General features: G+C 63.8%; 20 protein-coding genes and 2 pseudogenes. 2 read left to right on the top strand and 20 right to left on the bottom strand.

Annotated features, from left to right (window positions below; translation table 11 throughout):
* Positions 1–18: 18 nt before the first annotated feature.
* The 6 genes from OMK73_RS34000 to OMK73_RS33975 form a co-directional block, all read right to left on the bottom strand.
* Positions 19–768, bottom strand: coding sequence for an electron transfer flavoprotein subunit beta/FixA family protein (locus OMK73_RS34000; protein ID WP_006158397.1), 750 nt, complete (start codon positions 766–768; stop codon positions 19–21).
* Positions 769–972: 204 nt separating this feature from the next.
* A complete protein-coding gene (locus OMK73_RS33995; protein ID WP_267605876.1) occupies positions 973–1,770 on the bottom strand; it encodes a MetQ/NlpA family ABC transporter substrate-binding protein in 798 nt (265 codons plus the stop codon).
* 68 nt (positions 1,771–1,838) lie between these two features.
* Positions 1,839–2,492 (bottom strand): methionine ABC transporter permease, encoded by a 654-nt coding sequence (locus OMK73_RS33990; RefSeq protein ID WP_267605875.1) that lies wholly within the window; start codon positions 2,490–2,492, stop codon positions 1,839–1,841.
* A complete protein-coding gene (locus tag OMK73_RS33985) occupies positions 2,482–3,516 on the bottom strand; it encodes a methionine ABC transporter ATP-binding protein (RefSeq protein WP_267605874.1) in 1,035 nt (344 codons plus the stop codon). The genes OMK73_RS33990 and OMK73_RS33985 overlap by 11 nt, the downstream gene beginning before the upstream one ends.
* Positions 3,517–3,685: 169 nt before the next feature.
* On the bottom strand, positions 3,686–4,498 hold the full coding sequence (locus tag OMK73_RS33980; protein ID WP_267605873.1) for an enoyl-CoA hydratase: 813 nt from the start codon (positions 4,496–4,498) through the stop codon (positions 3,686–3,688).
* A gap of 11 nt (positions 4,499–4,509) precedes the next feature.
* Complete coding sequence (locus OMK73_RS33975) at positions 4,510–5,433, bottom strand: histone deacetylase family protein (RefSeq protein WP_267605872.1); 924 nt, start codon at positions 5,431–5,433, stop codon at positions 4,510–4,512.
* 118 nt (positions 5,434–5,551) lie between these two features.
* Here OMK73_RS33975 and mltB point away from each other — a divergent pair, with 118 nt between their 5' ends.
* Positions 5,552–6,658, top strand: a complete 1,107-nt coding sequence (gene mltB, locus OMK73_RS33970) for a lytic murein transglycosylase B (protein ID WP_267605871.1) — start codon at positions 5,552–5,554, stop codon at positions 6,656–6,658.
* Between the two features lie 75 nt (positions 6,659–6,733).
* Here the strand turns inward: mltB and cysM are convergent, their stop codons facing one another.
* From cysM to cmk, 12 genes and pseudogenes are all read right to left on the bottom strand, one after another.
* Positions 6,734–7,636, bottom strand: coding sequence for a cysteine synthase CysM (gene cysM / locus OMK73_RS33965; protein ID WP_267606613.1), 903 nt, complete (start codon positions 7,634–7,636; stop codon positions 6,734–6,736).
* A 107-nt stretch (positions 7,637–7,743) separates the two neighbouring features.
* A pseudogene (locus OMK73_RS33960) lies at positions 7,744–9,073 on the bottom strand (solute carrier family 23 protein).
* Positions 9,074–9,349: 276 nt separating this feature from the next.
* A complete protein-coding gene (locus OMK73_RS33955) occupies positions 9,350–9,730 on the bottom strand; it encodes a ComEA family DNA-binding protein (RefSeq protein WP_267605870.1) in 381 nt (126 codons plus the stop codon).
* Between the two features lie 185 nt (positions 9,731–9,915).
* Entirely contained in the window at positions 9,916–10,911 is a 996-nt protein-coding gene (gene rfaD / locus OMK73_RS33950) for an ADP-glyceromanno-heptose 6-epimerase (RefSeq protein WP_267605869.1), read from the bottom strand.
* Between the two features lie 40 nt (positions 10,912–10,951).
* Entirely contained in the window at positions 10,952–11,899 is a 948-nt protein-coding gene (rfaE1, locus tag OMK73_RS33945) for a D-glycero-beta-D-manno-heptose-7-phosphate kinase (RefSeq protein WP_267605868.1), read from the bottom strand.
* Positions 11,900–11,969: 70 nt separating this feature from the next.
* A complete protein-coding gene (locus tag OMK73_RS33940) occupies positions 11,970–13,343 on the bottom strand; it encodes a UDP-glucose dehydrogenase family protein (RefSeq protein ID WP_267605867.1) in 1,374 nt (457 codons plus the stop codon).
* 72 nt (positions 13,344–13,415) lie between these two features.
* Positions 13,416–14,645, bottom strand: a complete 1,230-nt coding sequence (gene lapB / locus OMK73_RS33935) for a lipopolysaccharide assembly protein LapB (protein WP_267605866.1) — start codon at positions 14,643–14,645, stop codon at positions 13,416–13,418.
* A 3-nt stretch (positions 14,646–14,648) separates the two neighbouring features.
* Positions 14,649–14,978: a lipopolysaccharide assembly protein LapA domain-containing protein gene (locus tag OMK73_RS33930; RefSeq protein WP_183032076.1), complete on the bottom strand. Its 330-nt coding sequence runs from the start codon at positions 14,976–14,978 to the stop codon at positions 14,649–14,651.
* A gap of 166 nt (positions 14,979–15,144) precedes the next feature.
* Positions 15,145–16,847, bottom strand: a pseudogene (ltrA, locus tag OMK73_RS33925) (group II intron reverse transcriptase/maturase).
* Positions 16,848–17,906: 1,059 nt separating this feature from the next.
* Positions 17,907–18,410, bottom strand: a complete 504-nt coding sequence (locus OMK73_RS33920; protein WP_267605865.1) for an integration host factor subunit beta — start codon at positions 18,408–18,410, stop codon at positions 17,907–17,909.
* Between the two features lie 32 nt (positions 18,411–18,442).
* Positions 18,443–20,137: a 30S ribosomal protein S1 gene (rpsA, locus tag OMK73_RS33915; RefSeq protein WP_006158411.1), complete on the bottom strand. Its 1,695-nt coding sequence runs from the start codon at positions 20,135–20,137 to the stop codon at positions 18,443–18,445.
* Positions 20,138–20,288: 151 nt separating this feature from the next.
* Positions 20,289–20,951, bottom strand: a complete 663-nt coding sequence (gene cmk, locus OMK73_RS33910; protein ID WP_267605864.1) for a (d)CMP kinase — start codon at positions 20,949–20,951, stop codon at positions 20,289–20,291.
* A 134-nt stretch (positions 20,952–21,085) separates the two neighbouring features.
* On the opposite strand from cmk, the gene OMK73_RS33905 reads away from it, so the two are divergent.
* The gene (locus OMK73_RS33905; protein WP_267605863.1) at positions 21,086–21,319 is read left to right on the top strand and encodes a DUF2061 domain-containing protein; all 234 of its coding nucleotides are present in this window, start codon (positions 21,086–21,088) and stop codon (positions 21,317–21,319) included.
* Here OMK73_RS33905 and aroA read toward each other — a convergent pair whose 3' ends face one another.
* Positions 21,320–22,630, bottom strand: coding sequence for a 3-phosphoshikimate 1-carboxyvinyltransferase (gene aroA, locus OMK73_RS33900; protein ID WP_267606612.1), 1,311 nt, complete (start codon positions 22,628–22,630; stop codon positions 21,320–21,322).
* A gap of 110 nt (positions 22,631–22,740) precedes the next feature.
* On the bottom strand, positions 22,741–23,730 hold the full coding sequence (locus OMK73_RS33895; protein ID WP_267605862.1) for a prephenate dehydrogenase: 990 nt from the start codon (positions 23,728–23,730) through the stop codon (positions 22,741–22,743).
* Between the last annotated feature and the right edge of the window lie 36 nt (positions 23,731–23,766).

Below are 23,766 nucleotides of genomic sequence, written 5' to 3'. Positions count from 1 at the left end.
TTTTATCTCCTGGCGCGCTCAGATGACCTTGGCTTCGTTCTTCAGCTTTTGCACCAGCGTCGCAACGTCCGGCACCATCACACCCGCGCTACGCTTGGGCGGCTCAACGACCTTGACGGTCTTCAGACGCGGCGCCACGTCCACGCCGAGATCTTCCGGCTTGACGATATCCAGCGGCTTCTTCTTGGCCTTCATGATGTTCGGCAGCGTCACGTAGCGCGGCTCGTTCAGGCGCAGGTCGGTGGTCACCACCGCTGGCAGCTTGAGCGACAGGGTCTCCAGACCGCCATCCACTTCACGCGTCACCGATGCGCGGCCATCGGCCACCACCACCTTCGAGGCGAAGGTAGCTTGCGGCAGGCCCGCCAGCGCAGCCAGCATCTGGCCGGTCTGGTTGGAGTCGTCGTCAATGGCTTGCTTGCCCAGGATCACCAGTTGCGGCTGTTCCTTGTCGACCAGGGCCTTGAGCAGCTTGGCCACGGCCAGCGGCTGCAGGTCTTCGTTCGATTCCACCAGGATGCCGCGGTCGGCACCGATGGCCATCGCCGTACGCAGGGTTTCCTGGCACTGGGTCACGCCGCAGGACACGGCGATCACCTCGGTGACCACCCCGGCTTCCCGCAGGCGCACCGCTTCTTCCACGGCGATTTCGTCAAACGGGTTCATGCTCATCTTGACGTTGGCCAGATCCACGCCCGTGCCGTCCGACTTCACCCGGACCTTGACGTTGTAATCCACCACGCGCTTGACTGCGACGAGTACTTTCATGCGCTCACTCCACTGATAGTCGATAGTCAGAAATTTGGTTCGCTCGCCATTATAACCACCGGGTGGGTGGCACTCTTATTTTTCGAACGGTCGTACTATTTTATCGGTAAAGAATTGCCGGGCATAGCCCGGCAATGTGAAAACTTCGCCGTATTGTGCCGCAGGATGCCCTGCGGCACACGGTTTTTGAGGGTTTTTTCAAACTTACCAGGCGGTAATCACCGAATCCTTGAAAGTGCTCTGGACATACTGCTTGATCTCCGGCGAATGATAGGCTTTGACCAGCTTGGCCACCCAGGGCTTGTTCTTGTCGGCTTCGCGGATGGCGATCAGGTTGGCATAGGGACCCTTGGGGCCTTCCATGGCAATCGCGTCCTTGGTCGGCGACAAGCCGGCCGATTCGGCGTAGTTGCCGTTGATGGCTGCAGCGTCGAGGTCATCCAGCGAGCGCGGCAGTTGCGCGGCGTCCAGCTCGACGATCCGGATCTTCTTCGGGTTGGAGACGATGTCCAGCGGCGTAGCCTTCAGGCCAGCGTCCGGGCGCAGCTTGATCAGGCCCTTGCTTTGCAGCAACAGCAGGCCACGGCCACCATTGGTAGGATCGTTCGGGACGCCAACGCGCGCGCCATCCTTGATCTGTTCGAGCGACTTGATCTTCTTGGAGTACACGCCCATCGGGAAGGTCACGGTGAAGGCAATGTGGGTGAACTTGTAGCCACGGTCCTTGATCTGCGCTTCCAGGTAGGGCAGGTGCTGGTAGCTGTTGGCATCCAGGTCACCCGAAGCCAGCGCGGCGTTCGGCTGGAAGTAATCGCTGAATTCCACCACCTGGATGTTCAGGCCATCCTTGGCCGCGACCTTCTTCACCTGTTCCAAGATCTGGGCGTGCGGGCCGCCGGTGACGCCGATCTTGATCGGCTTTTCCTGCGCCACGGCGCCGGTGGCCAGGGTGGCGCCCAGGGCGGCGCCGACAATCCATTGCAGCAAGTTACGACGTTGCATGTTGACTTCCTTTTTCTCGATGGCTCTATGTCTTTGCAGATAGCCGGGCGGAATGCCGGGCTGACCTGTTACTTGTGGCTGATGCGCCGCACCAGCCAGTCGCCGAAGCTTTGCACCGCTTGCACGAAAACGATCAGGATCAGTACCACCGCCACCATCACCTCGGTGATGTAGCGCTGGTAGCCATAGCGGATGCCGAGGTCGCCCAGGCCGCCGCCGCCGATGGCGCCGGCCATGGCCGAATAGCCCACCAGGCTGACAAAGGTGATGGTCAGGCCGGCCACGATGCCAGGCATGGCCTCGGGCAGCAGCACCTTCATCACGATCTGGCCAGTGCTCGCGCCCATCGACTGGGCGGCTTCGACGAGGCCCTTGTCGACTTCGCGCAGCGCGCTTTCCACCAGGCGCGCGATAAACGGGATCGCGGCGATGGTCAGCGGCACCACGGCCGCGGTCGTGCCGATCGACGACCCCACGATAAAGCGCGTGAACGGGATCACCACCACCAGCAGGATGATGAAGGGGATCGAGCGCACGGCGTTGACCACCACGCCGATGGTGCGGTTGAACAGTGGATGCGACAGCACGCCGCCGCGGTTGGTCAGGTGCAGCAGCACGCCCAGCGGCACGCCAAGCAACGCGCCGACCACGCCCGAGATGCTCACCATCAGCAGCGTCTCGTTGAACGAGGCCAGGAACAGGTCAAACATTTCAGACCACATGCTCGATCTCCTCCACCACTACGCCCTCTTGTTGCAGGTACTCCATCGCCGCCTTCACGTCGGCCGGCTCGCCGGTGGCCATGATGGCCAGCGAGCCAAAGGCCTGGCCCTGGATCTCGTCGATATGCCCGTGCAGGATGTTGAAGTCCAGCCCGTAGCGGCGGATCGCCTGGGCCAGCACCGGCTGGTCCACGCCCGCGCCGGTGAAGGCCAGGCGGTAGACGTGGTCGCGCCCGTTGCCTAGCCGGCTTTCCACACGCTTGAGCACGCTGGGCGGCAGTTCCTGCGCGATCACGTCGCCGATCATGGCGCGCGTGACTTCATGCTTGGGGCGCAGGAATACGTCGATCACCCGGCCGGTTTCCACCACCTGGCCGGCTTCGAGCACGGCCACGCGGTCGCAGACCTGTTTGATCACTTCCATCTGGTGCGTGATCATGACGATGGTCAGGCCCAGCTCGCGATTGATCTGCTTGAGCAGTTCGAGGATGGAGCGGGTGGTCTCCGGATCGAGGGCGGAGGTCGCCTCGTCCGACAGCAGCACCTTGGGCTTGCTGGCCAGCGCGCGGGCAATCCCCACGCGCTGCTTCTGCCCGCCGCTGACCTGGGCGGGATAGCGATCCTTGAGCGCCGTCAGGCCGACCAGCTCCAGCAGCGGCAGCACCGTATCGGAGATCTCGCTGCGGGACTTGCCGGCGAGCTCCAGCGGCAGCGCCACATTGTCATAGACGGTACGCGACGACAGCAGGTTGAAATGCTGGAAGATCATGCCGATGTCGCGGCGTGCCTTGCGCAACGCGGCGCTGTCGAGCGCGGTCAGCTCCTGGCCGGCCACGCTCACGCGGCCGGCGCTGGGGCGGTTAAGCAGGTTGATGGCGCGCACCAGCGTGCTCTTGCCGGCGCCGCTGCGGCCGATGATGCCGAAGACCTCACCTGCCGCAATCGACAGGTTGACGTCCCGCAGCGCATGCACTTCACCCGACCCGCCGGGGAAGCGCTGCGAAAGACCTTGCAGTTCGATCATGTGAAAGAAAACGGCAACAGGCGAGAAAGTCTCTCTAGCGCTGTTGCCGCATTTTATTTTTGGGCGAAGCGCGCATTTTAAGCGATCCGCTTCATACCAGAAACGACTTTTTGCCGATGTCTTTATATGTTGAGGGCATATAGACCGGCAAAAGCCAACAAAACGTTATTTAAACATCACCCCAAGAGGGCGGGCGCTTATCGAGAAAGGCCTGGACGCCCTCCAGCGCCGCCGGATCCATCATGTTGCAAGCCATGGTCTGCCCGGCGAGCTGGTAGGCCGCTTCGATGCCCATCTCCAGTTGGCGGTAGAACAGGCCCTTGCCGGCGGCCACGGCGGCGGCCGGCTTGGCGCAGATGCTGGCCGCCAGGCGCGCGACCTCGGCATCGAGGGCATCGGCCGGCACTACGCGGTTGACCAGCCCGCGGTCCCGGGCTTGCAGGGCGTCGATCATGTCGCCGGTCAGCAGCATCTCCATGGCGTGCTTGCGCGACAGGTTGCGCGACAGCGCCACGCCGAGGGTCGCGCAGAACAAGCCGAGATTTACGCCCGATACCGCAAAGCGGGCCACGTCGGCCGCCACCGCCAGGTCGCACATCGCCACCAGCTGGCAGCCGGCGGCGGTGGCAATGCCTTGCACGCGCGCGATGACCGGCTGCGGCATCTTCTGCATCGCCATCATCATGCGGGTGCAGCGGTCGAACAGGCGGCGGTAGTAGTCGTGCGACGGGCTGGCGCGCATCTCGCGCAGGTCATGTCCCGCGCAGAACGCGCGGCCGGCCGCAGCCAGCACCACCACGCGGACCGAGGCATCGGCGCCGGCGCGGGCAAACGCCGCGGACAGCGCGTCCAGCAGGTCCTCGGACAGCGAGTTGAACGCTTCGGGCCGGTTCATCGTCAGGCGCAGCACGCCCGGGGCGTCGAGGCTTTCGGTGAGCAGCGGCGTCACGGCGCGGATATCGCGGATATCGGTTTCAGCCATGCCAGGGCCTCCTATCGTTCGAGCAGCACCTTGAGGTGCGCACACACGCTACGGCTCAGCGCGCTCAGGTTATAGCCACCTTCCAGGCAACTGACGATGCGCCCTTTCGCATGGGCGCGGGCGACGTCGACCAGTTGGGCGGTGATCCAGGCATAGTCCTGCTCGACCAGCCCCATCTGCCCGAGGTCATCCTCGCGATGGGCGTCGAAGCCAGCCGAGATAAACAGCATCTGCGGCTTGAACGCGTTCAGGCGCGGCAGCCAGATCGTCTCCACCACTTCACGCACCGCCAGGCCGTTGGTATAGGCCGGCAGCGGGATGTTCGACATATTGGCGGCGATGTGCTCGGTGCCGCTGTAGGGATAGAACGGATGCTGGAAGAAGCTGCACATCAACACCTGGGCGTCGCCACGGAAGGCGGCTTCGGTGCCATTGCCGTGATGCACGTCGAAATCGACGATGGCCACGCGCTCGAGCCCGTGCGCGGCGAGCGCATGACGCGCGGCGATCGCCACATTGTTGTAGAAGCAAAAGCCCATGGCCCGATCCGGCTCGGCATGGTGCCCCGGCGGGCGCACGCAGCAAAACGCGTTCTCGACCTCGCCCGCCATCACCGCATCGGTGGCGGCCACCGCGGCGCCGGCCGCATGGGTGGCGGCGGCCAGCGTGTGCGGGTTCATCGAGGTATCGGGATCGATCGGGTAGTAGCCGCTGGCAGGGCTGGCCGCGGCCAGCGTGGCGATGTATTGCGGAAGATGCACGCGCCCGATCTGCTCGGCGGTGGCGGCGCTCGCCTCGCGCCGGTCGAGCAGGCCGACCATGCCGTGCGAGATCAAGTGATCCTCAATGGCCTGCAGGCGCTCGGGGCACTCCGGATGGAAATGCCCCATCTCATGCAGCAGGAACTCGGGATGCGTGTAATAGCCTGTGGGCATGTCTTATTGCTTTAATCGTGGTCTCCGTTCGTTACGTTAGCACATGCCGCGCTGGCCACCCAGCGGGGTGGCGCGCAGGCACCATCCGCTATACTCGCTGCGACTTGCAAAGGACACCATGACCGACTCCCAGCGCTCCCTGCGCCGCCCGCTCCTGGGCGCCGCACTCTCCGCTGCCGCATTGAGCTTGTGCGGCGTCTCCCCCGCCCTGCTTGCCGCCGGCAAGCGCCGCGTGAGCGTGCGCGAAGAAGAAATCGAGCCGGGCCGCTATCGTGACAACCCCAAGAGCCGCGCCTTCATCGACGAGATGGTGGCGCGCCACCGCTTTGCCCGCGAAACGCTGGAAGGCTGGTTCGGCCAGGCCGTGTATTCATCCACGGTGGTCCGCTTGATCATGCCGCCCGCCACACCGGGACGCAAAAGCTGGCGCACCTACCGCTCGCGCTTTATCGAGCCGATCCGCATCAATGCAGGCGTGCGCTTCTGGCAGCAGAATCGCGAAACGCTGCGCCGCGCGGAAGCCGAGTTCGGTGTGCCGGCCGCGGTGATCGTCGGCATCATCGGTGTCGAGACCATCTATGGCCGCGACATGGGTACCTTCCGCGTGATCGACTCGCTCTCCACGCTGGCCTTCGATTATCCGGACGTGCCCAATCGCGAAGCGCGCACCACGCTGTTCCGCAACCAGCTGGCCGACTACCTGCTGTGGTGCCGCGACACCAACACCGACGTGTTCTCGGTGCTGGGCTCCTTCGCGGGCGCCGTGGGTATTCCGCAGTTCATGCCCACCAGCCTGCGCGAATACGCCATCGACTACGACGGCGACGGCCACATCGACCTGCGCAGCAGCGCCGCCGACGCGATCGGCAGCGTGGCCCGCTTCCTGCAACTGCACGGCTGGGAACAGGGCCGCCCGGTGGTCTGGCGCATCGCCGCCGACGACGGCAGCCGCGGCATCGCCGCCGCCGCTGCGGATGGCGAGCCATGGCCCACCCGCACGCTCAACCAATTGCTCAAGGCCGGCCTGCGCGTGGACGAGCCGATCGACCTGGCACGCGAAGGCGAAACCGGCGTGCTGGTGGTGGACCTGCCCACGCCCGGCGAAACCACCGACTACATGCTCGGCCTGCGCAACTTCTATGTGCTGACACGCTACAACCGCAGCTTCTTCTACGCGCTGGCCGTGTACCAGCTGGGCGAGGCGGTCAAGGCGGCGATGGGCTGACCTCGCTAATCGCAGCAGAAACAAAAAGCCCCGCAAGATTCGCGGGGCTTTTTTTAATGCGCGAGCAACGCGGCGTCAGGCCGGGAACACCCCGGTCGACAGGTAGCGATCGCCGCGATCGCACACCACGAACACGATGGTGGCGTTCTCCACTTCCTCGGCGATACGCAGCGCCACGCACAGCGCGCCGGCAGCCGAGATGCCGCAGAAGATCCCTTCCTCGCGCGCCATGCGGCGTGCCATGTGCTCGGCATCGCCCTGGCCGACAGGCTCGGTACGGTCGATGAACTTCGGGTCGTAGATCTTCGGCATGTACGCCTCGGGCCACTTGCGGATGCCGGGAATGCGCGAGCCTTCGGCGGGTTGCGCCCCCACGATCTGGATCTCTGCGTTCTGTTCCTTGAGGTAGCGCGAAACACCGGTAATGGTGCCCGTGGTGCCCATGGCAGAGACGAAGTGAGTAATGCGCCCTTCGGTATCGCGCCAGATCTCCGGGCCAGTGGTCTCGTAGTGCGCCAGCGGATTGTCCGGGTTGGCGAACTGGTCCAGGATCACGCCGCGGCCATCGCGCTCCATGGAGTCCGCGAGGTCGCGCGCGTATTCCATGCCGCCCTTGACCGGCGTCAGGATGATTTCCGCGCCGTAGGCGGCCATGCTCTGGCGGCGCTCCATGCTCAGGTCTTCCGGCATGATCAGCACCATCTTGTAGCCACGGATGGCAGCTGCCATGGCCAGCGCGATGCCGGTATTGCCCGATGTGGCTTCGATCAGCGTGTCGCCCGGCTTGATGCGCCCGCGCGACTCGGCGCGGGCAATCATCGAGACTGCCGGCCGGTCCTTGACCGAGCCCGCCGGGTTGTTGCCCTCGAGCTTGCCGAGGATTACGTTGCCGCGCGGCGTGCCGGCGGCGCCGGGGATGCGCTGCAGTTGCACCAGCGGCGTATTGCCGATGGTGTCTTCAATCGTCTTGTAGGCCATGGTGAGCGGGATTCCAATGTCGGCGCTCATTGTAATGCAGTCGCAAAGCCCGCGTTGCCGACGTGGCGGGTGCTCCCCGCGGGAGCGCCCGCTAGCTTCGCGGTGTGTCAGGCTTCGGCTTCGGCTTCCGCCTCGGCTTCGGCCTCCGCCTTGCGGCTGCCCAGCAGGTGATACAGCAGGATCGCGCCAAAAGTGGCGGTACCGATGCCGCCAAGCGTCATGCCGCCCAGCTTCAGGGTCAGGTCGCCGGCCGCCACGGTCAGCGTGGCGCCGACCGTGATCAGGTTGCGCGAACTGGAGAAATCGACCTTGTTCTGCACCCAGATACGCCCGGCGGTGGCAGCGATCAGGCCGAACACGACAATGGTCAGGCCACCGATCACCGGACCCGGGATGGTCAGGATCAGCGCACCAAACTTGGGCGAGAAGCCCAGCACCAGCGCCACCGCCGCCGCCACCACGAAGATCAGCGTGGAGTAGATCTTGGTCACCGCCATCACGCCCATGTTCTCGGCGTAAGTGGTCACGCCCGTGCCGCCGCCGCCGGCGGAGATGATGGTGGCAATGCCGTCGCCGATGAAGGCGCGGCCGATATACGGGTCGAGATTGCGGCCGGTCATCACACTGATGGCCTTGATATGCCCGAGGTTTTCCGCCACCAGCACGATGGCTACCGGGGCGATCAGCAGCATGGCGCTGGCCTGGAACACCGGCGTGGAGAAGACCGGCAGGCCGAACCAGCGCGGCGGCGGCCACGCCGGAGAAATCGATGCCTTTGCCCATGCCCAGCCCGTTGGCGCAGACGAAGTACAGCACGTAGCCGAACAGCCCGCCCACCAGCACCGGGAGCCGGCGCAGCATGCCCGGCGCATGGACTGCGACCATGCCCACGGCCAGCACCGTGGCCAGGCCCACCCAGGTGTCCAGCGCGGCGCCGCTCACGGCCTTGACCGCCACCGGCGCCAGGTTCAGGCCGATGGCCGCCACGATGGCGCCCGTCACCACGGGCGGCATCAGCCGCTCCACCCAGCGATAGCCGACCGACTGCACCACCAGGCCAATGAGCAGGTACAGCACGCCCGCTGCGATGATGCCGCCGAGCGCCACCGGGATATTCGGGTTGGGGCCGCTGCCGGCGTAGCCGGTCGCCGCGATCACCACCGCGATGAAGGCAAAGCTGGAGCCCAGGTAGCTCGGCACCCTGCCGCGCACGCACAGGAAGAAGATCAGCGTGCCGATGCCGGAAAACAGGATGGCGATATTGGGATTGAAGCCCATCAGGATCGGCGCGATCGCGGTCGAGCCGAACATCGCCACCACATGCTGGATCCCTGCCAGGAGGGTCTGGCCGGCGGGCAGGCGCTCATCCGGCGCAATCACACCGTGCGTCTTTAGCCGCCACTTGGGCAGGAATCCCGCGTCCTCGTTATTTCCCATTGTCCAGCTCCTTTTTATTGGCCTGGCCGCCCCCGTATGCGGGCAGGTCCGGCTCGATTTTGGATCTTGTTGGCCACGCAGCCAGCTCGGGCCGCAACAGCGTCCGCATGATACCGCGCGGCCGCATTCGTGATAAGCCACACGGCACTAGCACGAGCCATACCAGCGCCGGATCCTCGTGCTGGTGCATGGGTAGCAAAAGCCCCGGGCTCGGCCGGGGCTTCGACGATCGGATAGCTTCCGGGGCGGGCGCCGCGCAGCACGCCCGCGGCAGCCTTAGCGAACGGCCTTGGCCGGCGGCTTCTCCGCCTTGGCGTCCTTCTTGGCCGGAGCCGCCGCGGCCACCGTGGCCTTCGGCGCGGCTGCGCCGCCGGCGCCGATGGTCATGCCGGCCTCCTGCAAGCGCACGACCGATTTCTGCCCCAGACCCTTGACCCGATCGGCGAGATCCGCGGCATCCTTGAAAGGACCGCCCCGGCTGCGTTCGCTGACAATGGTGCTGGCCGTGGCAGGCCCGATGCCCTTGAGCGAAACCAGCGCGGCCTCATCGGCGGTATTTACATCGATCGCCGCGAGCGCGGCGCCCGAGAGCGAGAACCAGACGGCGGCGGCCAGCAGGACCTGCCTGGACGCACGCGTCAAAGTTGGCTTGAACATGGGAATTTCTCCTATCCGTTGATGAAGGTGGCTTCGCCCTGGCTGGACGAAGCAACACGCAGGATAGGAGCGGGCAAGCGGCTTGGCGCACCCCGCAACAAAAGTTCACCTCAACGCTACCGAGGTGTTTCCACAGTACGCGGAAAGCGGGCGGCAAGTGGTTCTATGCGCGCGTCTTTGCGACTTCAGCCCTTGTTCTGCAACAACCAGCGGCAGTAGCGCGACACGCCTTCTTCCACGGTGTAGAACGCTTCCTTGTACCCGGCGCCACGCAGGCGCGAGACATCGGATTGGGTGTAGCACTGGTACTTGCCGCGCAGCGCGTCGGGGAACTTGATGTACTCCACCAGGCCCTCCTGCACCATCTCGTCGAGCGTCAGATGGGGCCGGCCATCGGCCTCGCGCAGCGTGTTGACCACGGTCGCGGCGATGTCGTTGAACGGTTGCGCGCGGCCGGTGCCGAGGTTGAAGATGCCCGACTTGTCCGGATGCTCCAGGAAGAACAGGTTGACCTTCACCACGTCTTCCACCGAGATGAAGTCACGGGTGTGGCCACCCGGCACATAGCCGCCATACTCGCCAAACAGCTTCACCGTGCCGTCGGCGCGGAACTGGTTGAAATTGTGGAACGCCACCGAGGCCATGCGGCCCTTGTGCGCCTCACGCGGGCCATACACGTTGAAATAGCGAAAGCCCACGATCTGCGACAGCGCGGACGGCAGCGTGCGCCGCACCACCTGGTCGAACAGGAACTTGGAGTAGCCGTAGACGTTCAGCGGCTTCTCAAATTCGCGCTCTTCCTTGAACACCTGCGAGGCGCCATAGGTGGCCGCCGACGAGGCGTAGAGGAATTGCGTGCCCTGCTCCAGGCAGGCATCCATCAGCGCCTTGGTGTAGCGGAAATTGTTCTCCATCATGTAGCGGCCGTCGGTCTCCATGGTGTCCGAACAGGCACCCTCATGAAACACCGCGCGCACCTTGCCGAACTCGCCGCGCTTGAAGCGCTCGATAAACTCGCCCTTGTCGAGGTAATCGCGGATCTCGCAGTCGACGAGGTTGTGGAATTTGTCGGCGCGCGTCAGGTTGTCGACGGCGACGACATTGTCTTCGCCGCGCTCGTTCAGGCCCTTGACGAGGTTGCTGCCGATGAAGCCGGCAGCGCCGGTAACGATGATGGTCATGGTCGTGTGGGCTCAGCCGAGCCAGGAGGCAGCGCGGCCATTACGCCGGCGTGCCGAACAATTCAGGATAGGTGACGACCGCGGTGCCCAGCTTGCCCACCACGATGCTGCCAGCGCGATTGGCGTGCTGCACGGCTTCCTTGAGCGGCACGCCCGCGCCCAGCATGGTCGCCAGCGTGGCGATCACGGTGTCGCCGGCGCCGGACACGTCGTAGACTTCGCGCGCCTGCGCCGACACGTGCAGCACCTCGGCTTCGGTGTAGAGCGTCATGCCCTCTTCCGAGCGCGTCAGAAGCAGCGCTTCGAGATGCAGCTCGCGCCGCAGGTTCTGGGCCCGGATGGTGAGATCGGACTCGGTCTTCCAGGCGCCCACCACGTGCCGCATTTCAGCGCGGTTGGGGGTGATCAGCGTGGCGCCGCGATAGCGTGAGTAATCGTCGCCCTTGGGGTCGACCAGCACCAGGCAGCCCGCGGCGCGGCCCGCCTCGACCATGCGGCCGACGTGGGCCAGGCCACCCTTGCCGTAGTCGGAGAGCACCAGGACCTTGTACTCCTTGACCAGGGCCAGGAAACGATCCTGCACCGCAGCCAGCACTTCATGTCCCGGAACATTCTCGAAGTCCACCCGCAGCAACTGCTGCTGGTGCGCCACCACGCGCAGCTTGATGGTGGTGTTGACCGTGGGGTCGCGATGCAGGTAGGGCTGCACGTGGCTGGCGCTGAGCAGCGCCTCCAGCGTACGGCCGGGCTCGTCGTCGCCGACCACGCCCAGCATGCCTACCTGGGCGCCCAGCGCGGCGGCGTTGCGCGCCACGTTGGCGGCGCCGCCGAGGCGTTCGTCGCTGCGCTTGATCTGCACCACCGGCACCGGCGCTTCCGGCGAGATGCGCTCGACATCGCCAAACCAATAGCGGTCGAGCATCATGTCGCCCGCCACCAGGATGCGCGATTGATTGATCTGTTGCTGCGGAATATGGTTCTTGCTCATGGACATCCTTGGCAACACGGCCCGGTCCGTCAGCCGGGGCGTTGGCTTGTCGTTCCCGTTGGGTTGCGTTTCAGCGCGTCGTGGTCGGCCGCCCGATCGCATGATATTCGATGCCCGCTTCCTGCATGGCTTCGGGCTCGTACAGATTGCGTCCGTCGAAGATGACGGGTGCCTTCAGGCGGCGCTTGATCTGGTTGAAATCCGGGCTGCGAAACACCTTCCACTCGGTGACGATGACCAGGGCATCGGCGCCGTCGAGCGTATCCATCTGCGCGTCGCTGAAATGCACGCGCGCGAAGCCGCCTTCGATGTCCGCGAGATCGAGGGCCAGCGCATGCTTGGCCTCGGCCATCGAGATCGGATCATGCACGCGCAGGCAGGCGCCCCGGGACACCAGCGCTTGCGCCAGCACCCGCGACGGCGCTTCGCGCATGTCGTCGGTATTGGGCTTGAATGCCAGGCCCCAGATCGCAAAGGTGCGGCCGGTGAGATCCTCGCCGAAGCGGCGCACGACCTTGTCGGCGAGGACCTGCTTTTGCGCATCGTTGACCGCTTCCACCGCTTCCAGCACGCGCATGGGCTTGCCATGCGCGCTGGCCGTGCGCATCAGCGCCTGCACATCCTTGGGGAAGCACGAGCCGCCGTAGCCGGCACCGGCGTACAGGAAACTATAGCCGATGCGCGGATCGGAACCGATGCCCATGCGGACCAATTCGATATCGGCGCCGACCTCATCGGCCAGGTTCGCCAGCTCGTTCATGAACGAGATGCGCGTGGCCAGCATCGAGTTGGCGGCGTACTTGGTGAACTCGGCCGAGCGCACGTCCATATAGAAAGTACGCTCATGATTGCGGTTGAAGGGCGCGTAGAGCTGGCGCATGATCGCCTTGGCGTGGCGGCCTGCCACGTCGGCATTGCAGCCCAGCACGATACGGTCGGGACGCATGAAGTCCTCCACCGCGGCGCCTTCCTTCAGGAACTCCGGATTCGAGACCACCGAGAACTGCAGGTCTTCGAGGCCGCGCGCGGCCAACTCTTCACGAATGGCTTCGGCGACACGGTCGCCGGTGCCAACCGGCACGGTGGACTTGTCCACCACCACCTTGAAGCCGGTCATGTACTTGCCGATATTGCGGGCAGCCGCCAGCACATATTGCAGGTCGGCCGAGCCGTCCTCGTCGGGCGGGGTGCCAACGGCGATGAACTGCACGTCGGCATGCTCCACGCTGGCCGCCACATCGGTGGAAAACGTCAGCCGGCCAGCCTCGCGGTTGCGCTGGATCAGCTCTTTCAAGCCCGGTTCGTAGATCGGCACGCCGCCGGCATTGAGCATCGCGATCTTGCGTTCGTCGACGTCCAGGCAGAACACATCGTTGCCCAGCTCAGCCAGGCAGGCCCCGGTCACTAGACCGACGTAGCCGCTGCCGATAATGGTGACTTTCATAACTTGTACTCCAGATAGGGATTGGCGTGCGACGCTAAAGCATCAACATCGAGATCAGCATCGGCGCCAGCGTCAGCCGAGCGCCTCGGAACGCCGCGGTGCATAGGTTTCCCAGCGGTTGCAGCCGGGGCACTGCCAATAGAACAATCGGGCGCGGAAGCCGCATTCGCGGCAGGTATAGCGCGCCAGGTTACGCGTGCGATGCTGCAGCAGGTCGCGAATCGCCGACACCTCCTGCTCATGCTCGATATCGTGGGCGGAGCCCGCCGGCTCGGCATCGGCCCCATCGGCAGTGACAGCCACGCTGGCTTGCGCTACCTCCGCAGCCTGCGCCTCGAAATACTTGGTCAGGGCCTGCAACGACGGCTGGCGGCGCAATTGCTCGCGCATCAGCACGGCCGCGGCATGCGCGCCGTGCAGTTCCTGCTCGGCGCGATAGGCACTATCGAGCAGCTCGGCAGCCAGGTTGGTCTTGAGCAGGCCACGCAACCACTCCAGCGCCCGGCCATCGTCGCCCAGCTGGCGGTACGCCTTGACCACGCGATCCGCCACCAGCGGCAGGTAGGAGGCATCCTGCTTCTCGATGCCAAGCCAGTGGCCGAGCGCGCCTTGCGCGTCGCCCGCCGCCATCGCCACGTCGCCCAGCAGCATCGGCGCGCGCACATTGGCGGGGTTTTCCTTGACTGCCTGCTGCAGCCAGCCGATGGCATCGTCGGGCTGCTTGCGCTGCAGCGCGTCCTGCGCCAGCTCGCAGCAGAACTGCGCGATCTGCACACTGTAGTCCTTGTGCTCCAGCGGCTGCAGCTCGCGCGCCGCGTCGATGGCCTTCTTCCACTCTTTCTCGACTTCGTAGAGCTCCAGAAGCACATGCTTTGCCGGGGCCGCATACGGCCCGGACATCAGGCGGCGCAGCGATTCCTCGGCGCGGTCAAGCAGGCCGGCACGCAGGAAGTCCTGGCCCAGCTCATAGAGCGCGTGCTCGCGCTCGGCATCAGGAAGATCCTGGCGGCTGGCCAGGTTCTGGTGCACGCGGATGGCGCGCTCGGTTTCACCGCGCCGGCGGAACAAGGCGCCGAGCGCAAAGTGCAGCTCGGTGGTCTCGGGGTCCAGGCGCACCACCTCGATGAACGCATCGATGGCTTGGTCGGGCTGCTCGTTGAGCAGGAAATTCAGCCCCTTGAAATAGGAGCGCGGCAGCGCGCCCTGCTCGCTCATCAGCTGGCGCGCATCGAAGCGGGCAGCCATCCAGCCGAGGCCGAAAATGAGCGGCAGCGCCAGCAGCCACCAGGTTTCAAAAATCATGGGTCAGACTTTCGGGCCAACTACGTTGTAAGGAATGCCGGAACCTGCCGCGGCCTGTGGGTCGCGCGCACTTTCCGCCGACTGGCTGCGCGCCTCGCCCAGCGCACGCCGCAGCCGGCCCGCCTCCATGCGCTGGCGCATCAGCACAGGCGCGAGAGCAGCGAGTGCAGCGAGGATGCCCAGCCCGAAAGCGGCCAGCAAGATCAGGATCAGCGGCGCGCGCCAGACTGCGTCGAAAAAGAGCTGCAACGAGACGTCGGCGGTGTTGCGCAGCGCCAGCACGAACAGCAGCGCGAACAGGACGATGCGGATGATCCAGGCGACAAGTTTCATGCGGGCTTCATGCGGCAGATGGGATGGATCGGACTCCGGTGATGCGGACGCCGGCGGGCGGCGCCCCCTCGGTGGTAGGGTAGGAACAGGTCATTGCTGACCCATCCCCCTAAGAACCGTACTTGCGACTTTCACCGCATACGGCTCAAGCCCTTACAAAATCCCTTCAAATTAATGGGACCGGTTTCATTACGGTTAGACCGTGGTTATGCACTTGGACGTGGCAGTCTGGATGCAGCAGCACGCGATTTCCTAGAGCGTCCGAGCCACCGTGTACACGATACTCGATATGATGGTCATGCCACCCCGTCTCTTTGGTCATCCTGCACTGGCACAACGCACACAAGCCTCGCTGGGACATGTACAACTTGATCCACTGCTTACGGTGCGACATGTTATTCAGCATGCGCTCCTGCCGCAAGGTTTCGCCATACACTTCTTGCGCTGGATCGAAGGGATTGAACTCCCCTCGGACTTTCTGGTGGCGCCGGATGGGTGTTCCCGCAAGCGAGTACAACTCCGTCCAATCCTTACTACCGTCATCTTTCACTACTGTGGTTCCAAACACCCAGTTCTGACCACCGATGGACGCGAAGTACTTCTTGCGTATCCATTCGGCATTCTTCGTTGGATGTCTCCGTTTAGCCCATCGCCGTAGAGCCACAAAGATGCTGTGCTCTAGGCGAGTGAACGTCGCTTTGGCAACTACGGGACTGTGATACTGCGCCCAGCCTCGTAGCATCGGATTCAACAGGCGGACTAGCTCCTCCTGCTTAACCGTCTTGTTGTTGCTGATGACCTCTCTCACCTTGCGATAGAACGTTTGCACGTTTTTCTTGCTTGGCTTGATGAGTAGCTTTCCCAGGTACTTCCGGAAATTCCACCCCAGAAAGTCAAAGCCTTTAGCAATATTGACGATCCGCGTTTTCTCCATCGATAGTGTCAGCCCCCGTTCTGCCAGGAACTGCTCTACCCACGGCTTCACCTCACCTTCCAGCACCTCTTGCGAGATTCCAGTGATGACGAAGTCATCCGCATATCGCACAACGTTAACCTTCAGCCGTTTAGACCTTGCGACCCCCAGCTTCGCCTTCAGTTGCGCAAGCAGTTGCCCCTCCAGTCCGTTCAGCACCACATTTGCCAATGTTGGGGAAATAATGCCCCCTGCGGCGTTCCAGCCTCGGTTGCCTGAAACTGGCCCTGAAATACCACGCCAGCCTTCAGCCACTTCCTCAGGATCGCTTTGTCCATTCGGACATTGCTCTCCAGCCAGTCATGACTGATATGGTCGAAACAGCCTTTGATATCCGCTTCCAGCACCCATTGGGCTGAGACCTTCTGTGACAAGGCCACGTATAGCTGGGACATGGCATCCAACGTGGAACGATTGAGCCGGAACCCATACGAGTTCGGATCGCTCGTCCCTTCGGACACTGGTTCCAGCGCCAGCAGGTACAAGGCCTGCATGGCTCGATCCAACATGGTCGGAATGCCTAGTGGGCGCTCCTTCCCGTTGGCCTTAGGGATAAAGACCCGCCTCAATGGCATAGGTCGGTACCCTCGGCGCTTCAACCGCCCAATGGCTTCCCACCGGGCTTCAGGCGAATCCCACAGTTCGCGATCGACGCCTGCCGTTCGCTTACCTCGGTTTGCCGCCACTCGTCGTACCGCCGATGCTTTGGCGGACCACGAGCGGGTCAGAGACCTTTGCAGAGCTTTCACCCTGCGCCAGTCCCCTTCCTTTGTTGCCTTCGCAATTCTGACCTGCATCTCCCGAACGTTCCGCTCTACCCGACGCCAATCAATGGTCGTCCAGCTTCGCGGTGCGCCGGAAAGCGCAGAATCATCCTTGCGGATGATTACTTCCATGCTGCTCTCCTATCTTGAGGGTTACCCCAACATCAAGAGAGACAACTTGCCCCCTAAGGGGCACGTTGGCCCCTAGGGGAAAATTTCACGTTCAAGCGAGATCTGTCAGTTCGTCTTGCGACGAAAGACCAGTTGGAAGTCTGCCCGCTTTCGCGTGGGGTGATGTTGCAACCCCTATCCGAACCATTACAGCCCGGCATTCGCTTTTTCCAACCTCCCATACCCGCACGACCAACAACGTTCCTTACGGTTCGCCTGCCGAGGTCAACTGCCCCTCGGCGGTCATACGGGCTTACTGCGTTCCCTGCACGTTACAAGACTGGGTTAGGGTCTGCCTCTTCGCCGGTGGTCCAGTGACGACGTGCCCCGAGGAACCAGCGGGACAACCGACCACGTACCTTTTGGTTAGTGCCTGACAGCAGCTTTGGCACCGCAATGCTCACGACGTTTATCAGCAATTCACTTACATTACCCATACCAGCCAGCCTAGCTCCTCAACCCCGGTGCTGCTCGGAGTCTCTGCTGTTCGTCTTCACGGTCGATCAACACCCTTGCGGGGGCTACATTGTCAGGAAAGCTTCACACCCCACCGTTACCAGTGACGCATGTCTCCATCGGCTACTGCTAGTCGCATAGCAGGTTCTCTATCGGGCAGCCTCAAGGCTGGTCCGACTGAACCATAACGCACAGAGCTTCTCGCCCTATTACACAACCCTTGCGGGTCAAATGTCGCGCACTCCACCGCCTTGTGGGCGGAGGATTCCGCCCTAGGCGTGGTATGAACGAGCTTCATTTCATACTACTCATGGCGGGATCGCTGGCCGAAGCCAGAGAGTCCACCTTGCAGGGAGGACCAAGGGGTATACCCGAGGTCATTACATTTAGGTTGCGGCTAGGCCGCTGCGTGTTCAAGGCTCACGCATCGCACGATTCCCGGCATTGTAGCGGAATCGCCTCGTGCCAACGGTAACCTCTTGTATGCACGCGCAATGAAAAAGCGCCCCGATAAGGGGCGCTTTTTTGACTATCCAGGCACATCACGAGCCAAACGCAGCGGATTCAGGACTGGGCCAGTTTCAGCCCGCCGTCATCATGCAAGGCGCTGCCGGCAACGGCTGCCGGCTTCGCCTGGCCAGGCGCGGTCGCATGACCCGCACCAGCCGCAGCGCCATGGCCATTGCCGCCGCCATGGATGCTGCCATTCGCATTGCCGCTGCCAACAACGTGACTTCCGTTGGCATTGGCGCCAGCACCGCCGCCGCTACCTGCCTGCGGCAGCGCCGGGCTGCGATCGACACGTTCACGCAACTCCTTGCCCGCCTTGAAGTGCGGCACCCGTTTCTCGGGCACCAGCACGCGTTCGCCGGACTTGGGGTTGCGCCCAACGCGCGGCGGACGCCGGTTCAGACCAAAACTGCCGAATCCGCGAATCTCGATGCGGTGGCCATCGGCCAGCGCTTCGGACATCGCGTCGAGGATCGTCTTCACCGAGATATCCGCATCCCGCAGCAACAGCTGCGGGAACCGGGCAGCCAGTTTTTCGACAAGCTCGGACTTGGTCATGGGCATCCGCTAGCAGGCGTAAGAACCAATGCTTACTGGTTGTCCTGGCCGAGCTTGGCCTTCAGCAGCGCGCCCAGGTTGGTCGTGCCAGCCGTGCCGGTGTCAGCAGCGAACTTTTGCATGGCTTCTTGCTGCTCGACGTTGTCCTTGGCCTTGATCGACAGGTTGATGTTGCGCGACTTGCGGTCGACGTTCACCACCAGGGCGGTGATTTGTTCGCCTTCCTTCAGCACGTTGCGAGCATCTTCCACGCGGTCAGCCGAGATTTCGGATGCGCGCAGGTAGCCTTCGACGTCATCAGCCAGTTGCACGACAGCGCCCTTGGCATCAACAGTCTTGATCGTGCCGTTGACCAGGGAACCCTTGTCGTTAGCCGAGATGAAGTTGTTGAACGGGTCGCCCGACAGCTGCTTGATACCCAGCGAGATGCGTTCCTTGTCGACGTCGATGCCCAGAACCACGGCTTCCACTTCGTCGCCCTTCTTGTACTTGCGCACGGCTTCTTCGCCGGTTTCTTGCCAGGACAGGTCGGACAGGTGCACCAGGCCGTCGATGCCACCGGGCAGGCCGATGAACACGCCGAAGTCGGTGATCGACTTGATCTGGCCGCCCAGCTTGTCGCCCTTCTTGTGGTTACGGCTGAAATCGTCCCACGGATTGGCCTTGCATTGCTTCATGCCCAGGCTGATACGACGCTTGTCTTCGTCGATATCCAGAACCATGACTTCGACTTCGTCGCCCAGCTGGACAACCTTGGACGGGGCCACGTTCTTGTTGGTCCAGTCCATTTCGGAAACGTGGACCAGGCCTTCGATGCCGGCTTCGATTTCAACGAATGCGCCGTAGTCGGTCAGGTTGGTCACCTTGCCGAACAGGCGGGTGCTTTGCGGGTAGCGACGCGAGATGCCGACCCACGGATCTTCGCCCAGCTGCTTCACGCCCAGCGAGACGCGGTTCTTCTCTTGGTCGAACTTGAGGATCTTGGCGGTGATTTCCTGGCCAACCGACAGCACTTCGCTCGGGTGACGCACACGACGCCATGCCAGGTCGGTGATGTGCAGCAGGCCGTCGATGCCACCCAGGTCCACGAATGCGCCGTAGTCCGTGATGTTCTTGACGATACCGTTGACGATGGCGCCTTCCTTCAGGGTTTCCATCAGCTTCTGGCGCTCTTCGCCCAGGGTCGCTTCCACAACGGCGCGGCGCGACAGCACCACGTTGTTGCGCTTGCGGTCCAGCTTGATGACCTTGAATTCCAGGGTCTTGCCTTCGTACGGCGTGGTGTCCTTGATCGGACGCACGTCGACCAGCGAGCCCGGCAGGAACGCGCGGATGCCGTTGACCATGACGGTCAGGCCGCCCTTGACCTTGCCCGTGACCGTGCCCGAGATGATTTCGCCGTCTTCCAGCGCCTTCTCGAGGTTCAGCCACGATGCCAGGCGCTTGGCCTTGTCGCGGGACAGGATGGTGTCGCCATAGCCGTTCTCGAGCGCGTCGATGGCCACGGAGACGTAGTCGCCGGCCTGCACTTCGAGTTCGCCCTGGTCGTTCAGGAACTCCTCCACCGGCACAAAGGCTTCCGATTTGAGGCCGGCGTTGACGACCACGAAATTGTGGTCGATGCGCACGACTTCAGCGGAAATCACTTCGCCAGCCTTCATATTGGAGCGGGCGACGGATTCCTCGAACAGTGCGGCAAAGGATTCGTTAGTTTGCAGGTCGGACATAAACTTGAGTATCAATCCGCAGTACTCGGGCCGGCGCGTGGATCGCGCTCAGTCTGCACCGGGCAGCGGGGTCAGGTTGAACAACACCGGCGGATCTGCGCTTGCAGGCTCTGCCGGCACTTCGATGTTGCAGCGGCTGGACTCGCGCGGGTCAGTAACCCGGCGTGCCGTACCACTGCAGCACCTGCGCCACCGCCTGATCCACCGTCATGTCGGAGGTATCGAGCAGGTGCGCATCCTCTGCGGGACGCAGCGGCGCGGCCGTGCGGGAGCGATCCCGCTGGTCGCGCGACTCAAGGTCTCGCAAAAGGTCTTCGATATTAGCAGAAATTCCCTTATCAATCAATTGTTTATAGCGCCTGCGAGCGCGCGCCTCGACACTTGCCGTCAGGAACACCTTCAGCCGGGCATCCGGGAAAATCACGGTGCCCATGTCGCGGCCGTCGGCAACCAGGCCGGGCAGCTTGCGAAAACCGCGCTGCAGCGCCGTCAGGGCGTCGCGCACCGGCTGGTGGACGGCGATCGCCGAGGCCCGGTTGCCGGTGGCTTCCGCGCGGATGGCCAGGCTGACCTCCTCGCCGCGCAGCCAGACACGGTCCGGCCCGAACTTCACATCGAGGCGGGTAGCCAGGCTTGCCAACCCGTCGACATCGTGCATGTCGATGCCCGCACGCTCGCTGGCGAGCGCCACCAGGCGATACAACGCACCGCTGTCCAGCAAGTGGAAACTGAGCGCGTCGGCCACCTTGTGCGCTACGGTACCCTTTCCTGATGCGGTGGGCCCGTCGATTGTGATGACGTCGACGATAGTCATTGTTTATTAAGACAGAACAAAATATTGATTTCTTAAATCAATTGAGAATCATTAGTATGTGGTTCATGACGGGCACCCGACAAAAACCCGGGCCCATGCAGCAAACAACCGACATCTTCGCGAGGCAATCTACCATGGCTAAGACCCTGTCGTTCGGCATCATGCACGTTGTCATTGCCTTTGGCGTCACTTATACGCTGACCGGCAATCTGGCTGTCAGCGGCGCCGTGACGTTCGTCGAACCAGCAGTCAACACTGTGGCGCATTACTTCTTCGACCGCTACTGGGAACGGCGCGAACCCGGCGCGCAGCACAAGCGCTCGCCCCAAACCGGGCGCGGCGACGACGGCCTGCAACTGGCCGCGTGATCAGCGCGCCACCGTGCCAAACACCTCGAAGTAATCCGGGAACGTCTTGGCGACGCAGCCGGGTTCGTTGATGCGCACCGGCAGCGGACCGAACGCGGCCAGCGAAAAGCACATCGCCATGCGGTGGTCATCATAGGTATCGATGCCGGCGGCCGGCGTCTGCCAGGCGGATTGGGCCGGCGGCGTCACCTTCAGGTAATCCGCGCCCTCTTCCACCTCGACACCCAGCTTGCGCAGCTCGGTGGCCATGGCGCTGATGCGGTCGGTTTCCTTGACCCGCCAGCTGGCGATATTAGTTAGCGTGGTGGGCCCTTCGGCGAACAGTGCCGCCACGGCCAGGGTCATGGCAGCGTCCGGAATATGGTTGCAGTCCAGCTCGATGCCGTGCAGGCGGCAATCGTCGCGCTCGGTGCCGCGGACCTCGATCCAGTTGGCGCCGGCCATCACGTTGGCGCCCATGCGGTTAAGCGCCTCGGCAAACTTGACGTCGCCCTGGATGCTTGCCATGCCTACGCCCTCCACCCGCAGCGGGCCGCCGCCGATGGCGCCCGCAGCCAGGAAGTAGGAGGCCGAAGACGCATCGCCCTCGACAAAAATCTCGCCCGGCGAGCGATATGCGGCGCGAGCCGGCAGGATGAAGCGTGACCAGCCCTCGCGCCGGACCTCGATGCCAAAGCGCGCCAGCAGGTTAAGCGTGATCTCCACATAGGGCTTGGAAATCAGCTCGCCCACCACTTCGATCTCGATGGTGTCGCCAGGCGCATCGGCCGGCGGCAAGGTCATCAGCAGCGCCGTCAGGAACTGGCTGGACACGTCTCCACGCACGCGGATCGGCGCATCGATGCGAATCTGCGCGGGAGAAATCTGCAAGGGCGGATAGCCCTCGGTGCCAAGGTAAGCGACGCTCGCGCCAATCTGGCGCAGGCCATCGACCAGATCGCCGATCGGCCGCTCATGCATGCGCGGCACGCCGGACAGCTTGTAGCTCCCGCCCTGCAGCGCCAGCGCCGCGGTGAGCGGGCGGATGGCCGTGCCCGCATTGCCCATGAACAGCTCGGCCGCCTTGTTGGGGAAATTGCCGCCCACGCCGCGCACCACGCAAACGCCGTCCTCCTGGCGCCATTCGACACCCAGCGTGCGCAGCGCCTGCAGCATCACGCGCGTGTCATCCGAGTCGAGCAGGTCGCACACGCGGGTCTCACCCTCGGCCAGCGCCGCCAGCAGCAGGACCCGGTTCGAGATGCTCTTGGAACCCGGCAGGCGAACCGTGCCCGAAGCGCGAGTGAAGGGACCGAGCGTGAGATGTTCCATGGTTTGCATGCTAGTTGGCCGGCGGCTTTCGATGAAAGGCGCGCCGCTCCGTTGGTGACGTGGCGTTGGCGTAGTGGTGGCGTATGGCTGGCGTGGCGATTGCGTGACGATCAGGGCTCGGCGTTGACAGCCGGCACGCGCTGCGCGCCCCATTGCTGCCGCGCCTGGCTGGCGCGCTGGAAAATACGTTCCAGGCCCTCGCCGTTGCTGCTTTCGATCAGGGTCTTCAGATGCGCCAGCATGGCCTGGTAGGTGCTGAGCTCGCTCAGCATCGCCTCGCGGTTGCCAACGCAGATATCGCGCCACATTTCCGGCGAGGACGCCGCGATCCGGGTGAAATCCCGGAAGCCGCCGCCGGCGAAATCGAGCTTGAGCGCCGCGTCTTCGGCATTGGCCACCTGGGCCACCAGCGCGTAGGACAGCAGGTGCGGCAAATGGCTGACGGCGGCAAACACGGCATCGTGCTGCACGGCCGACATCACGCTGCACTGGGCGCCCGTGGTCTCCCACATGGCGCGCACGGCGGCCACGTCGATGCGGGCATTTTCCTGCAGCGGGCACAGCACGACTTTCTTGCCGACATAGAGATCGTCCAGCGCGGCTTCCACGCCATGCAGCTCGCGTCCGGCGATGGGATGAGCCGGCACGAACTGAGCCGCCTTGTCGCCCAGCGCGGTCTTGGCCGCCATGATGACGTCGGACTTGGTGCTGCCGGCGTCCGTGATGATGGTGGTGGGCTCCAGATGCGGCTCAAGTGCATGGAGCAGCGCAAAGGTCTGCGCCACCGGCGCGCACAGCACGATCATGCTGGCGCCCTTGGCGGCGTCTTCCAGCGTGGCCGCCTCGTCGATCACGCCCAGCTTGAGCGCTCGCTCGAGCGAAGCTTGCGAGCGGCCAACGCCGACCACCGTGCCGACCGCACCCGCGCGCTTGAGCGCGAGTGCCAGCGAGCCGCCGATCAGGCCAACGCCGACAATGACGACACGGGAAAAAATGGAGCGGACGCAGGAACGGTCACGGGGATACGCTGCCAGGCAAGGAAGTTCGGGAATCCGATATTGTAACTTCTCCGCCGGGCGTCGGCGCCGCCATTCCGGCATCCGGGGCGGTGCCGGCCCGCGCAGGGGCCGGGACAG

This window comes from Cupriavidus sp. D39 (assembly GCF_026627925.1).
Lineage (GTDB): Bacteria > Pseudomonadota > Gammaproteobacteria > Burkholderiales > Burkholderiaceae > Cupriavidus > Cupriavidus ulmosensis.
Note: the sequence above shows the minus strand (reverse complement) of the source record. Positions and strands in the feature narration are given on the sequence as shown.